General features: G+C 45.0%; 12 protein-coding genes. All 12 read right to left on the bottom strand.

The window, feature by feature from the left end; all coding sequences use genetic code 11:
• Positions 1-29: 29 nt before the first annotated feature.
• The gene (locus tag QWY16_RS07275; protein WP_300992298.1) at positions 30-506 is read right to left on the bottom strand and encodes a MaoC/PaaZ C-terminal domain-containing protein; all 477 of its coding nucleotides are present in this window, start codon (positions 504-506) and stop codon (positions 30-32) included.
• Positions 507-744: 238 nt separating this feature from the next.
• Positions 745-1,683 (bottom strand): malate dehydrogenase, encoded by a 939-nt coding sequence (mdh, locus tag QWY16_RS07270; RefSeq protein WP_300992297.1) that lies wholly within the window; start codon positions 1,681-1,683, stop codon positions 745-747.
• Between the two features lie 225 nt (positions 1,684-1,908).
• Entirely contained in the window at positions 1,909-3,177 is a 1,269-nt protein-coding gene (icd, locus tag QWY16_RS07265) for an NADP-dependent isocitrate dehydrogenase (protein ID WP_300992296.1), read from the bottom strand.
• 213 nt (positions 3,178-3,390) lie between these two features.
• Positions 3,391-4,506: a citrate synthase gene (gene citZ, locus QWY16_RS07260; protein WP_300992295.1), complete on the bottom strand. Its 1,116-nt coding sequence runs from the start codon at positions 4,504-4,506 to the stop codon at positions 3,391-3,393.
• Between the two features lie 183 nt (positions 4,507-4,689).
• Positions 4,690-5,073, bottom strand: a complete 384-nt coding sequence (locus QWY16_RS07255) for an FxsA family protein (protein WP_300992294.1) — start codon at positions 5,071-5,073, stop codon at positions 4,690-4,692.
• 27 nt (positions 5,074-5,100) lie between these two features.
• Positions 5,101-6,861 carry a pyruvate kinase gene (gene pyk / locus QWY16_RS07250; RefSeq protein ID WP_300992293.1) on the bottom strand — a complete coding sequence of 587 codons (1,761 nt, stop codon included), beginning with the start codon at positions 6,859-6,861 and terminating at the stop codon, positions 5,101-5,103.
• Between the two features lie 22 nt (positions 6,862-6,883).
• Positions 6,884-7,843 carry a 6-phosphofructokinase gene (gene pfkA / locus QWY16_RS07245; protein ID WP_300992292.1) on the bottom strand — a complete coding sequence of 320 codons (960 nt, stop codon included), beginning with the start codon at positions 7,841-7,843 and terminating at the stop codon, positions 6,884-6,886.
• A gap of 140 nt (positions 7,844-7,983) precedes the next feature.
• Positions 7,984-8,955 carry an acetyl-CoA carboxylase carboxyl transferase subunit alpha gene (accA, locus tag QWY16_RS07240; RefSeq protein ID WP_300992291.1) on the bottom strand — a complete coding sequence of 324 codons (972 nt, stop codon included), beginning with the start codon at positions 8,953-8,955 and terminating at the stop codon, positions 7,984-7,986.
• The gene (gene accD / locus QWY16_RS07235) at positions 8,948-9,820 is read right to left on the bottom strand and encodes an acetyl-CoA carboxylase, carboxyltransferase subunit beta (RefSeq protein WP_300992290.1); all 873 of its coding nucleotides are present in this window, start codon (positions 9,818-9,820) and stop codon (positions 8,948-8,950) included. The genes accA and accD overlap by 8 nt, the downstream gene beginning before the upstream one ends.
• The gene (locus QWY16_RS07230; RefSeq protein WP_300992289.1) at positions 9,804-10,457 is read right to left on the bottom strand and encodes a FadR/GntR family transcriptional regulator; all 654 of its coding nucleotides are present in this window, start codon (positions 10,455-10,457) and stop codon (positions 9,804-9,806) included. Before QWY16_RS07230 ends, accD begins: the two co-directional genes overlap by 17 nt.
• A gap of 245 nt (positions 10,458-10,702) precedes the next feature.
• Complete coding sequence (gene dnaE / locus QWY16_RS07225; RefSeq protein ID WP_300993328.1) at positions 10,703-13,759, bottom strand: DNA polymerase III subunit alpha; 3,057 nt, start codon at positions 13,757-13,759, stop codon at positions 10,703-10,705.
• Positions 13,760-13,781: 22 nt separating this feature from the next.
• Positions 13,782-14,720 carry a DHH family phosphoesterase gene (locus QWY16_RS07220; RefSeq protein ID WP_300992288.1) on the bottom strand — a complete coding sequence of 313 codons (939 nt, stop codon included), beginning with the start codon at positions 14,718-14,720 and terminating at the stop codon, positions 13,782-13,784.
• Positions 14,721-14,805: the final 85 nt, after the last annotated feature.

The following is a 14,805-nucleotide window of genomic DNA, read 5'->3' as shown; positions in this document are numbered from 1 at the left end:
TCAGTTTGAAACCCCCATTTCAAACCGCTTTAGAAATTATCCATCGCTTGAGTGGTCAGCTGGTTGATGATTTGCGGCGGATTGACCAAAACGGTGCCTTCCACTACAAGATTTCCTTCTTCATTGGTTGCTTCGATGCGAATGGTGACTTCGTTGTCTTTCACATCCACATCAGTAACTTCCAACAAAAACTCAATTGTTGAGTAATGAAAAACAGGCTGCTTGAACTTCAAGCGTTGTTCATTAATGTAAGACCCAGGACCAGGCAAATATTTGGAAATGGCAGAAGTGATAATGCCGGTCAACATAATATTAGGCACAACAGGCTTTTCAAAAACGGTTTGTGAAGCGAAGTCGTGCTGAATATACAGCGGGTTTCCGTCATTTGTCAAACCCAGATAAAGCAGAAGATCTTTGTCTTCAATTTTCTCTGTCAGCTTCAACTTTTCACCGACATTCATAGCTTCGACTTTCCGGCCTAGTTTACGCTTCTTTCCAAGCAACAATAAGTTTCCCTCCTAAATCTTGATACTCTTATAGTATCAATTAATGTCATAAAAGTGCAAGCACCCGCTCAATTGCAATAAGTGCTAAAAAGCTTTGCTGCAACAGTTGTTTAGCCTTTTGCGATTAGTCCCGCTGAAACTGCCCATAATAAAAATGCAAGTGCATGGAAACTTTCCATGGAACTGTACTTGAAAACAAAAAATCGAGCAGAATTACTCCTGCTCGATTGTCCTGTCATTAAGTTAGCACTTTCATAACGGCCTTAACAGATTCGGCTGATTTATCCAATAACGCTTTCTCTTCGCCATTCAAATCAATCTCGATGATTTTTTCAATTCCACCGGCTCCAAGAATCGTCGGGACGCCCAGGTAAATGCCTTCCATGCCGTATTCACCTTCCAAATAGGCAATGGCGGGTAATATACGGCGCTGGTCTTTAATAATGGCTTCTGCCATTTCCACCAATGAAGCGGCTGGTGCGTAATAAGCTGAGCCAGTGCCTAGCAAGTTGACGATTTCCGCTCCGCCTTTGCGCGTGCGAGCAACGATTTCTTCCAGCCGTTCTTTTGGCAGAAGGGTCTCTAAAGGAATACCGCCTGCATAAGAATAACGCACCAAAGGCACCATATCGTCTCCATGTCCACCCAGAACAAATCCAGTGACATCTTTTACCGAAACATTCAGCTCCTCCGCCACAAATGTACGGAAGCGTGCAGAATCCAGGACCCCTGACTGGCCGATGACGCGCTCTTTTGGCAAGCCGGATTCCTGGAATACAGTATAAGTCATGGCATCAACCGGATTGGTCAAAACGATGATTGTGGTGTTTGGTGAATGTTTTACAATTTCAGCAGTAACAGATTTCATGATTTTCTGGTTGGTTTGGACAAGGTCATCACGGCTCATTCCGGGTTTTCTGGCGATGCCCGCAGTAATGATGACCAAATCAGATTCTTTTGTATCCTCATAACTGGCAGTTCCTGAAATATGGGCATCGAATCCCTGGACAGGACCTGCTTCCGCCATATCAAGCGCCTTGCCTTTAGCCGGATTCTCCATTTGCGGGATATCGACCAGCACCACATCGCCTAGTTCTTTTTGAGCCAATAAGAATGCAGCGGTCGCACCAGTAAAACCCGAACCGATTACAGAAATCTTTTTACGTTTGAATGTCATAAAAACTCTCCTCTGGATTCGATTTTGAATAAGAAAAGCGCAAGCGCCTGTCAAGCCCCGACAAGCTGCTTTCAAGCTTGAAAGCCATGGCGCTTTTCAGCCATGGATTCAAGACTGAAGCGACCTCGAGGGGCTAGGCGCTGGAGTATAGACATTGAAAAATAAGCTGAATAGTTAAAATTTTAATTTATATGAAAAAAAAGAGGGGTTGCCCCCTCTCTTATCTTACAAGTTTTTAATTAATTCGTCAGCGAACTCAGAGCATTTCACTTCTTTAGCGCCGTCCATTAGACGTGCAAAGTCGTAAGTCACAACTTTAGAAGCAATTGTTTTCTCCATTGAATTCGTGATCAATTTAGCAGCTTCGCCCCATCCAAGGTGTTCAAGCATTAATACGCCTGAAAGAATAACAGAAGAAGGGTTTACTTTATCTTGGCCAGCGTATTTAGGTGCTGTACCATGAGTTGCTTCAAAAATCGCATGTCCAGTATCGTAGTTGATGTTCGCACCAGGTGCGATACCAATTCCGCCTACTTGAGCAGCCAAAGCGTCAGAGATGTAATCTCCGTTCAAGTTCATTGTTGCAACAACATCGAACTCGCTTGGGCGTGTAAGGATTTGCTGAAGGAAGATATCAGCGATTGAATCTTTAACAAGAATTTTTCCTGAAGCAAGAGCTTCTTCCTGTGCTTTGTTTGCAGCATCAGTTCCTTGCTCTTCTTTAATCGCATCGTATTGGTTCCAAGTAAATACTTTATCGCCGAATTCTTGCTCAGCCACTTCGTAGCCCCAGTTTTTGAAAGCTCCTTCAGTGAATTTCATGATGTTCCCTTTGTGGACCAAAGTCAATGACTCGCGGCCTTCAGAAATTGCGTAGTTGATCGCAGAGCGCACAAGGCGTTTTGTTCCTTCTTCTGAGATCGGCTTGATGCCGATGCCTGATGATTCAGGGAAACGGATGTTTTTAACGCCCATTTCGTCAGTAAGGAAAGCAATCAATTTTTTCACTTCGTCTGAACCGTTTGCATATTCGATGCCTGCATAGATATCTTCAGTGTTTTCACGGAAAATCACCATGTCAGTGTCTTCTGGGCGTTTAACCGGTGAAGGTACGCCTTCGAAGTAACGGACAGGACGCAAGCAAGTGTAAAGGTCAAGCTCTTGGCGAAGTGCTACGTTCAATGAACGGATACCGCCGCCGATTGGAGTAGTAAGAGGCCCTTTGATAGCGATCAAGTATTCGTTGATAACATCAAGAGTTTCCTGTGGAAGCCATTCTCCTGTTTCGTCGAATGCTTTTTGCCCTGCAAGAACTTCTTTCCAAACGATTGCTTTTTCACCGTTATAAGCTTTGTTGACAGCTTCTTCAAGAACGCGTGATGCCGCATTCCAGATATCAGGACCAGTTCCGTCACCGATAATGAAAGGAATTACTGCTTGGTTTGGGACGTTTAATACGCCATTTTCAACTGAGATTTTTTCACCGTTAGTCATTTGTAATAGCCTCCTGTGGTCAAATTCATAGGGCTGCACAATGTGCTAGCCCTATGGTGTTTATTTGATTGATGCGTGCAGCGCCTAATCCCTCGAGGTTTAAAGCCTTCAGGGACTAAACAGGCGCTTCCACTTTTCTTGTCTAGACTTCAGCGGCCAACTCCTCGGGTCTTAAGCCTGTCGGAGCTTAACGGCCGCTTCCGCTTTTCTTAATTATCTTTCTTCAATTGATACGTATGTTTGCATACCAGGTCCGATGTATTCAGCACGTGGGCGGATTAAACGGTTGTCTGCATATTGCTCAAGAATGTGCGCCAACCAGCCGGATGTGCGTGAAACAGCGAAGATCGGCGTAAACAAATCATGTTCGATATTTAAAGAATGGTAAACAGAAGCAGAATAGAAATCCACGTTTGGTGGAAGATTTTTTTGTCCTGTCACGATTTCTTCAATGCGTATCGACATTTCGTACCATTTTTCTTCGTTGCGGATTTTCGTTAATTTTTGGGACATTTCGCGCAAGTGTTTTGCACGCGGATCGCCTTTGCGGTAAACGCGGTGTCCAAAGCCCATGATTTTTTCTTTATTCGCCAATTTTTCATTGATATAAGAATCAACGTTATCGACAGAACCGATTTCAGTTAGCATTTTCATAACCTGTTCGTTTGCTCCACCGTGCAATGGACCTTTTAATGCGCCGATTGCCGCAGTTACGCCTGAGTAAACATCAGACAATGTAGCTACTGCAACGCGAGCAGTAAATGTTGATGCGTTCAATTCGTGGTCTGCATGAAGCACTAACGCTTTGTTGAATGCTTCCACTTCAATATCTTCCGGCATAGTGCCTGAAAGCATATAAAGGAAGTTTGCAGCATAGCTTAAATCGCTCTTAGGTGCGACTGGTTCTTCACCTTTACGGATACGGCCGAAAGCAGTAACAAGTGTAGAAATTTTCGCTTGGATGCGAATCGCTTTACGGTAATTCGCTTCAGTGCTCATATCTTCTGCTTCTTCATCAAACAGTCCAAGCATTGAAACTGCAGTGCGAAGAGCCGCCATTGGGTGAACTTTAGTAATTGGGTATGTTTTAAAATGATCCAGCACTTCCTGCGGCACTGACATATCATCCGCTAATTGCTGTTTTAATTCTGCTAGTTCATCTGCTTTTGGCAAACGCTGATGCCAAAGAAGATAAACTACTTCTTCAAAACTAGCATTGTCTGCCAAATCATCGATATCGTAGCCAACGTATGTAAGTGTGTCATCAATAATGGAACTGATGGCTGACTGAGTTGCTACTACGCCTTCTAAACCTTTTGCCGATGTCATATTAATCGCTCCTTCTCCAGTATAATTCACCATTCCAAAAAAAAAGCCCGAATGATGGGTTTTCTTGCTTTTGAATCTGAATCAAATCCCTTACCTAGCCATTATAATCAATTTCGAAGGCTTTGTGAATGAAAACGCTTGTTTTTATAATTTTTTCCTAAAAAGAGATAAAAACACTCGGAATTACCGAACGATAACCCGAGTGTTTTTCATGTTTTTCTGAATCAGTTTATATACCAGCGGTTTATATAATAGTTGTGTAGGTTTAAACAACAGAGTCAAACCTATCGCATCTGAAATAAAACCTGGAGTCAGTAATAAGACGCCTCCAACTAAAACAAAGGCGGCGTTCATCAAATGATCACCAGGAGGCTGGAGCCGGCTGAAGCTCTCCTGGATATCCCGGATTGCCTTCAAACCTTGCTTTTTCGCCAAATAAGCACCGAGCAATCCAGTTCCAAGAATAATGGCAAGTGTTACAAAAAAGCCGATTTTCCCTCCAGCCCAGATAAGAAGGGCCAATTCAAGAGTCGGAACAAGAATCAGGGCTAAAAATAGCCATTTCATAGTTCAACAAGACCTCCCAATCTGATGTTACAAAACACTAGCGTGGCCGTGGTATATAATGCCGGTTTCAGCATCAATTGTAATATCGTAGTTATTTTGGATGAACGACGTCGCATTTGTCACGCCGACAATTACCGGAATGCCAAGGCTTAAGCCCACTACAGCTGCATGGCTTGTTAAGCCGCCTTCTTCTGTAATGATCCCGGCGCAATTCTGGATAGCTGGCATCATGTCCCGGTCAGTGCCGATTGTCACAATGATTTTGCCTTCCGTATCAATACCGGCAGCTTCTTCGGCATTTCTGATAACGAGCGTGTTTCCGTACGCAACTGATTTACCAATTCCTTGGCCTTTGGCAATACTGTCGCCAATTATATGGACTTTCATAAGATTGGTTGTTCCTGCTTGTCCGACTGGAACACCTGCAGTAATGACAACTAAATCACCATGTTTTACATAATGATGCTTCAAGCTTTCATCAACCGCATTTTCAAGCAATTCATCCGTAGATTCCACTTTTGTTCCAACAATCGGCTGGACTCCCCATACTAGCGTCAAGTTTCTCGATGGAATATCAGAAGAAGTAACTGCAATAATCATGGCGCCTGGACGATATTTGGAAATCATTCTTGCTGTATGTCCGCTTTCGGTAGGAGCAATAATCGCTTTCACTTTCAAATTCAAAGCTGTGTAAGCGACAGCTTGGCCAATTGCTTCTGTCATATTCGACTCTTTTTCTTTTCTGCGCGTCGATACAATTTGCTTATAATTCAATGCATCTTCAGTGGTCATCGCAATGCGGTGCATCGTTTCGACCGACTCTACTGGGTAAAGACCGGCTGCCGTTTCTCCGGACAACATAATGGCATCCGTGCCATCAAAGATCGCATTGGCAACGTCGCTTGCTTCGGCGCGAGTCGGGCGTGGATTGCGCTGCATGGAGTCCAGCATTTGGGTAGCGGTAATAACCGGTTTGCCGGCACTATTGCATTTTTCGATCAAAGATTTTTGGACAATAGGCACTACTTCCGCTGGGATTTCCACCCCTAAGTCACCGCGCGCTACCATTAAACCATCTGAAACCATAAGGATTTCGTCAATATTATCGACACCTTCCTGGTTCTCGATTTTTGGAATGATGTGGATGTGGGAGCCATTATTATTCTCCAGCAACTCACGGATTTCCATAACGTCAGAAGATCTTCTGACAAAAGAAGCGGCGATAAAGTCAACACCCTGTTCAATACCAAATAGAATATCCTGTGCATCTTTTTCTGTGATGCCTGGCAATTGCACTGAAACGCCTGGCACGTTCACGCCTTTTTTGCTCTTCAGCGTTCCTGCATTTTCAACGGTTGTGTGAATTAAGCCATTCTCTTTATCAATGCTGGTGACACGCAATTCAATCAAACCATCGTCGAGCAAAATGATAGAACCTTCACTTACATCTTCAATCAAATGGTCATAAGTAATTGAAAACTTTTCATTTGTTCCCAATACTTCAGTCATTGAAATCGCAATCGATTGTCCAGTAGCCAATTCAATACCACTATTCTCCATATTATGTGTCCGAATTTCAGGGCCTTTTGTATCCAGAAGAATCCCGATAATCTTACCGGTTTTTTCAGACGCTTCGCGGATGCGCTGAATGCGCGCCGCATGCTCTTCATGGTTGCCGTGCGAAAAATTCAAACGGGCAACGTTCATGCCGGCTTCGATTAAAGACTCTAAAAGTTCTGGTGTTTCACTTGCTGGTCCAATAGTACAGACGATTTTTGTTTTTCTCAATATACTCACTCCATTTGGCATTTTAAATTGATAGTTCTTTGGACAAGGTGTATAAACTCATATCCGTGTCATGCTTCTCAGTAAACGCTTTGGTCATATCATAGTCTACCACTTGATGATTTCTCATGCCAATAGCGCGGCCGCCTAATCCTTCAAGCAGCACTTCTACAGCACGTGCCCCGAAGAGACTTCCTAAAACCCGGTCACGCGCCGTTGGTGAGCCCCCACGTTGAATATGGCCCAACACGGAAACCCGTGTTTCGATTTTCGCGCGTTCTTCTATCAACGCAGCCAGTTCGTTGCCGTTCATGACTCCCTCAGCCACAATGATGATGCTGTGCTTCTTGCCGCGCTTCCTCCCTTTTTCCAGACGGTCAATCATATCATCCAGGTCAAACGTATCCTCCGGAATCAATATGGTTTCCGCTCCGCCTGCAAGTCCGGCCCAAAGTGCCAAGTCTCCAGCATCCCGGCCCATTACTTCTATTATAAACGTGCGCTCATGGCTTGTCGCCGTGTCACGGATTTTATCAATCGCTTCAATCACTGTGTTTAATGCCGTATCAAAACCGATTGTATAATCTGTTCCTGGAATGTCATTGTCAATTGTTCCCGGAACACCGACACAAGGAAAGCCTCTTTTGGTCAATGCCATTGCTCCTCGGTAAGAACCGTCCCCTCCGATAACTACCAGACCATCCAAACCATTCTTTTTCAACTGTTCAATCGCTTTTAGCTGGCCTGCTTCAGTTTTGAACTCTTCGCATCGTGCGGAGAAAAGTTTTGTTCCGCCGCGCTGGATAATGTCGCCCACATCTCCGGCTTCCATGTTTTTAATTCTGCCTTCAATCAATCCTTGATAACCAGAATACACACCGGATACTTCAATTCCGTGAAAAATCCCTTTTCGCACAACCGCCCGGATAGCCGCATTCATGCCCGGGGAATCTCCACCGCTTGTTAATACTCCGATTCGTTTCATAACTATCGCCTCCTGCAATTCCATTTACTCTTTTCACCATACCATGTGGATTCCCACCTGTCAGTCTTGAACATAATTCTTTCATCAAGATTTTGTAACGGCAGAATCGAACAAAAAAAGAAACCGCCTGGGCGGTTTCTTTATTCGCTGAAAATCCCAATAGATTTGAATTTATCATAACGCTGATCAATTAATTGCTGTTCGGATAACTCATTTAGTTCATCCAAAGACTGTTTGATCGCTTCGCCGATAAAGCGGGCTTGTTTATCATAGTCGTGATGGGCGCCTCCCCGGACTTCTGGAATCATTCGCTCGATGATTTTCATCTCCAGCAGATCCGGCGCTGTAATTTTCATCGCTTCTGCTGCTGTTTGGGCAAGCGCAGAATCTTTCCATAAAATCGACGCAGCACCTTCCGGAGAAATAACAGAGAACGTTGAATTCTCAAGCATCAAAATATGGTTGCCGACGCCAAGGGCCAGTGCACCACCGCTCCCGCCTTCACCAATGACGATTGACACAACGGGGACCTCAAGCCCCGCCATTTCAACCAGATTGCGGGCAATCGCTTCGCTTTGGCCGCGTTCTTCGGCAGCTTTCCCTGGATACGCACCTTTTGTATCAATCAAGCAAATAATCGGGCGTTTGAACTTTTCTGCCTGTTTCATCAAGCGCAGCGCTTTTCTATAGCCTTCTGGATGAGGCATTCCGAAATTGCGGCGTATATTTTCTTTTGTGCTTTTTCCCCGCTGGTGGCCGATAACAGTGACCGGCTGGCCGTTGAAAGAAGCAATTCCACCGACGATTGCTTCGTCATCGCCATAAAGCCGATCGCCATGCAGTTCAATAAAATCTTCAAACAAGATCGGAATATAATCGAGCGTTGTCGGGCGCTCAGGGTGGCGTGCCACTTGAACACGGTCCCATGGTTTCATATTTTCATAGATATCATTTTCGAGCTTGGATAATCGCTCTTCCAAGCTTTGGATTTCTGAACTTAAATCGACTTCTGCAGTCTTTGTATATTCTTTCAGTTCATCAATTTTTTGGCGCAACTGAATCAATGGTTCTTCAAAAGCCAATGTTTTCGGTGCCGCAGTATTTTTAGGCATTTTTTTCTGCCCCCTTATTGTGCAATCGCACGAGTGTCGCTAATGTATCTTGCATGTTCTCACGATGAACTACGGCATCCAGCTGGCCATGTTCCAGCAAAAACTCTGCTGTCTGAAAATTCTCAGGCAGCTTTTCCCGGACAGTCTGCTCGATTACCCGGCGTCCCGCGAACCCGATCAGCGCTTTTGGTTCGGCAATATTGATATCCCCGACAGAAGCGAAACTTGCTGAAACTCCGCCTGTCGTCGGATGCGTCAGAACCGAAATGAACAGCAAGCCTTCATTGCTGTGGCGTTTCAAGGCAACGCTCGTTTTGGCCATTTGCATCAATGACAATACGCCTTCCTGCATGCGTGCCCCTCCGCTTGCTGTAAAAATGATAAATGGCAAACGCTGTTTAGTTGCCGCTTCAATCGCCCGTGTAATTTTTTCCCCTACGACAGAGCCCATCGAGCCCATCCGGAAATGAGAATCCATAATTGCCACGACCACTTTCTGGCCTTTAAGCAACCCGGAACCTGTAAGCACCGCTTCATTTAATCCGGTTTTCTCACTGTCAGACTGGATTTTTTCAGAATACCCTGGAAATCCTAAAGGATTCTCGGATTTCAAATGGTCGTCCATGGATGTAAATGTTTCTTCATCCAGCAAGCTTTCAATCCGCTCGTAGGCGGTCATTTTAAAGTGATGATCGCATTTCGGACATACTTTATGAAGTTTGATGAGCTCTTTAGTCAGCGTAATATGTTTACAAGAAGGACATTTGGTCATTAATCCTTCAGGAACATCTTTGGATTTTTTTGTTGGAATTGTAGTTTCTCTTTTGTCTTTGTTTCGTTTGAAAATCTCACGAATCATCGCCATTTTGCATTCTCCTCTTTTGTATCCATCCACTCCATATTTTGAAGGACTGGACGGCTGACTCTGTGTCACGCTGTTCGAGCGCATTCAGTATCGGCAGTATGAGTTCTTTTTCCGGTTCACTGACAGTTTCTGCATAAGGATTGCCGCTATATTGCTGCAATAAAAACCAAATTTTTAAAGATAAACGATTTCCGGACAGTACCATTACTTCACGGACGAAATCTTCCCGCAGAAAACCTTCATCTCCGTCCAGCCTTTTTTTGAAGCTATCCCATACAAGCAGCCCGCTCAGCGAATCATTTTGGCAAATCAGACGAATTGCCGCAGCCTCATGCATAAGCCTTGTTTCCCAAACATCTTTTTGTGATTGGTTGTCCTGCAATATGAACGTGGATAAAACTTCTACTAGCTGATGATTTCTGTGGTCTGCCAGAAACGTGCCTTCTCCTCTCCGGGTTTCAATCAGGCCCAGCAGCTCCAGGCTGCGAAGTGCTTCCCGAAGAGTCGACCTTCCGACTTGCATTGTTTCAGCCAATTCTCTTTCAGATGGAATACGGTCGCCCGGCCGGATTTTTTCCCGCCGAATCATGTCACGAATATCTCTCACTACATCTAAATATCGCTTTGGTTGTTTCATGATTGCTCCTCGGTTTCCATTAATTTGAAAGTGGTCTGGCCACTCATAATGTTTAGGATACAAAATTTTTCACTTGCCGTAAAGAAAAAACTGCTTTTCTTGACAGAAAAGCAGTGATTGGAGCTTTTAAGCGGATTTCGCCGAATCTTCAGTAATATCCCCGCCCAAATAGCCATAAAAAAAGACTGTCACCAGCCGGAAAATTCCAAGATGGTTTACAGTCTTTTTTTCTCTGCCAACTGCCATTATGTTTCAATCGATTTACAAATAACTGAAACTTTATGATTGCGGTTTTCAATGGCTCCTTGTATTTCCAGGACGGCATGCTGTTCTAACAGCACATTGTATTTCGCATATTCTTTCGGAAACAACGTGACAGAAGCCAGGCCGGTATCATCCTGCAGACTGACAAATGCCATGGCATCTCCTTTTTTTGTACGAATCCGTTTGATTTCCTCCACCATGCCAAGAACAGCTACTTGCTCCCGGTCCCGCTTGTTTTTCAAATCTTTCAATTCCGCAAAATTTTTCGCCCGTTTTTCTTTTTCTCTGGCGATTGGATGCGTTGATAAATAAAAGCCGAGAACTTCTTTTTCAAAATCCAGTTTCATATTCTCTGGGATTGGATTGGCTTTTGCATATTTGGGTTTCATAAAACTCGTGCCCATATCGTCAAATAATCCCGGTTCTTCGTTCGGTTTCACCAGTTCTGCATGTTTTATGGCGCTGTCCAGAGAGGCAAGCAATACTGCCCGGTCCAGCCCAAAATCATCCAATGCCCCTGCTTTAATCAACGGTTCGAATGCTTTGCGGGTAAAATGGATGGCAGAAATGCGCTCCGCGATATCGAACATGCTGGTAAACGGACCTTCTTTCCGGGCTTCCATCAACGCCTTGACGGCACTTCCCGGCACTCCTTTGACCGTGTTCAATCCTATTCGAATCTGGCCTTCTTCGACCGAAAACGAATAAAAGCTTTTTTGGACGGAAGGCGGCAACAGGCCAATTTTCTTTTCTTTTATTTCCTGCAGCAATTGCTGCGTTTTTTCAGCGTTCCCTGCACTATTCGCTAAGATAGCCGCGTAAAAATAAACGGCATAATGGGTTTTCATGAAAGCCAGCTGATAAGAAATCATGCTGTAAGCAACGGCATGGCTTTTCGGAAAACCATAGTCAGCGAAACGGACGATCAAGTTATAGACTTCTGTAGCGGCCGCTTCCGTAAAGCCTTTCGCCATCGCTCCGCGGGTGAAGTGCAGCCGTTCCTCGTGGAGAATTTCACGCTTTTTTTTGCTGACTGCCCGTCTCAGCAAATCTGCTTCTCCTAGTGAAAAGCCTGCCATTTTGGCGGCAATCTGCATGATTTGCTCCTGATAAACTATGACTCCGTAAGTCTCACTTAAAATCGGTTCAAGTATGGGATGGACATAATCGACTTGTTCTTGTTTATGTTTTCGTTTTGCATAAAGCGGGATAAATTCCATCGGCCCCGGCCGGAACAGCGCATTGACTGCTACGATATCGCCGAATGCTGTCGGACGGATTTGCTGAAGCGCCCGGCGCATGCCGTCAGATTCCAGCTGGAAGATTCCCGTAGTATCTGAAGCTGCCAGCAATGCATAGGTCGCATTGTCCTTTAAAGAGATGCTGCTGTAATCGACCCATTTTTTCGTATCCATATGCACAAGCCGGCGAATTTGTTCAAGTATCGTTAAATTCCGCAATCCTAAAAAGTCCATTTTTAATAAACCTACCGCTTCAAGCTCTCCCATCGGCCATTGTGTGATGTAGATGTCTTCACTGCCTTTTTCAATCGGCACATGGTCGACTAGCGGGGTTGGGCTCAAAATCACGCCAGCTGCATGAGTCGAGGCGTGGCGCGGCAAACCTTCAAGTTTCAATGCCGTCTTGAACCATAGTTTGCGCTCTTCTTTTTCAATAATCCAGTCATTTAAAGCCGGAGATTCTTTTAGCGCCGACCTTAAAGTTGTACCGATTCGATTCGGGATCATCTTCGATATGGCATCCAGTTCTTCTGCTTCAAAACCGAAAACGCGGGCAGTATCCCGTGCGACTGCTTTTGCTGACAGCGTCCCGAATGTAATGATTTGAGCAGTGCGGGCGTCGCCGTATTTCTTCGCTACGTATTCGACCACTTCATGCCGGCGATGATCGGCAAAATCGATGTCGATGTCCGGGAGCGTAACCCGTTCAGGATTTAAAAAACGTTCAAATAGCAGTCCATGTTCCAGCGGATCGACATCGGTGATTCGAAGCGAAAATGCCACCAGTGAACTTGCCGATGAACCCCGACCCGGTCCTGTCAAAATGCCATTGTCCCGTGCAAATTTCATGAAATCCGAAACAATCAGGAAATAATCGATATATCCCATGTTGCCGATCACGGATAATTCATACTGCAAGCGTTCCGTATAAGAATCGGAGTAACCTGGAACCCGATCCGCCAGGCCATTCTGGCAAAGCTCTAAAATATACGCACGCCGGTCAATTCCCTCCGCTAAAGGAAATACCGGCAGCAATTGCTGATTCATCGGAATGGCCACTTGGCAGCTTGCCAGCATTTTCTTTGTTTCATCCAACCACTCCGGATTAGATGAAAACCAGGCAGCGAATTCTTCGGCTGCAGGAACATACGCTTTTGTGTGTTCAGGGCGTTTCCGTTCTGCATCACTCATTTTAAGCCCTTGGCCAATGGCAGAAGCAACTTCAAATGCAAAAGCATCAGCTTCCTGCAAATAACGGGTTTCCTGCGTCGCCATAATCGGTATTTCCAATTGACCGCAACTAGCTGAGAAGCTGTCTTCTTCTGCCATTTTTTCTCCGCCGGGCCGTTCAATGCTGCCATAGCAGCGTTCACTGAAAACGGATTTCAAATAACCCAAAGCTTCCATTGCGTTTGCCATTGTCCATTCGGTTTTATTCGGAATCGCACATATTAAACCCTCGCGGTAAGCTTTTAACCAGGATTCCGGAAGTGCCGTTTTATCCCGGGTCGATAAAGCGCTAGTTATTTTTAATAAGTTTTTATAGCCGGTGTTCGTCTGCGCATAAAGCACAACCGGATACTGCTGGCCTTCAAATTCGATGAACGTGGAAAGGCCGACCACCCCGTGGATGCCGGCCTTGTGGCATGCTTCCCAAAAAGGAAGGACGCCGTATAGTTTTGTATTGACGATGGCAGCAGATGCTGTCCCTTGTTCCATGAGAAAAGGGAAAAGTTCGTCAAGGCGCACCGTGCTTTTCAGCAAATCAGCCGATGTGCTTATATGCGGATAAACCATTGACAAGACAATCCCTCCTTTTTTATGACGCGCAAATTTCAATCAGCCGATCAATGACACGTTCTGCCTCTTCCCAGGAGTATGCCGTGGCACCGGATGCCATCGGATGGCCTCCGCCCCCGAATTCCTTGGCTAATCCATTAATGACCGGCCCTTTTGACCGAAGGCGTACACGGATTTCCGTTTCTTCTTCGATAAAGATCACCCACGCTTTCAATCCTTTGACGTTTCCGAGTGAACCAACCAGTAACGAGGTCTCAGTTGCGGTTACGCCAAATTCCTTTAACACATCCAATGTGATTTTGACATAAGCGGCTCCACTATCGTCCATCACAAAGTTTTGATAGATGTACCCTTGCAAATGGAGCAGATTGCGGTCCATTTCGTACATGCCATTATGCAGTTCGTTGCGGTCGAAATCGTACTTGATCAATTCGCCGGCAACTTCGAAAGTTTTTTGTGTCGTACTTGGAAACAGGAAGCGGCCAGTGTCTCCGATAATTCCGGCGTATAATAGCCGAGCCGCCGAATCAGGCATTTGCCAGTTTTCAACTTGCTGTCCATATGTATACAATTCATACACCAATTCCGATGCAGAACTGGCATTGGTATCCACTAATAAAATATCACCGTAGGCATCGTCATTTGGATGATGGTCAATTTTTATGATTTTGGAACCTAATGAATAGCGCTGATCGTCCACACGTTCGGTATTCGCCGTATCTGTAACAATCACAAGCGCACCTTCAAAATCACTGTCTTGAACTGTATCGGGAAAATCCATGAAATCCAGTGTATAGTCATGCTCCCCTGCTGCCAAAATCTTTTTCTCCGGGTAATTATGCTGAAGCAAGTATTTTAAGCCAAGCTGTGAACCGTATGCATCTGGGTCCGGCCGTACATGGCGATGGATGACGATTGTTTCGTACTGTTTAATTGTGTCGATGATTTGACTGTTCATTTCCAAGTTCCTCCGTTATCTAAGGAAATCCATTCGCATTTTTATCCATTTCTCAGTACAATAGAATTGAGTTCTGGAATACAGG

This window comes from Planococcus shenhongbingii, from assembly GCF_030413635.1.
GTDB lineage: Bacteria > Bacillota > Bacilli > Bacillales_A > Planococcaceae > Planococcus > Planococcus shenhongbingii.
The sequence above is the reverse complement of the archived record's forward strand: the minus strand, read 5'-3'. Positions and strand labels throughout refer to the sequence as shown.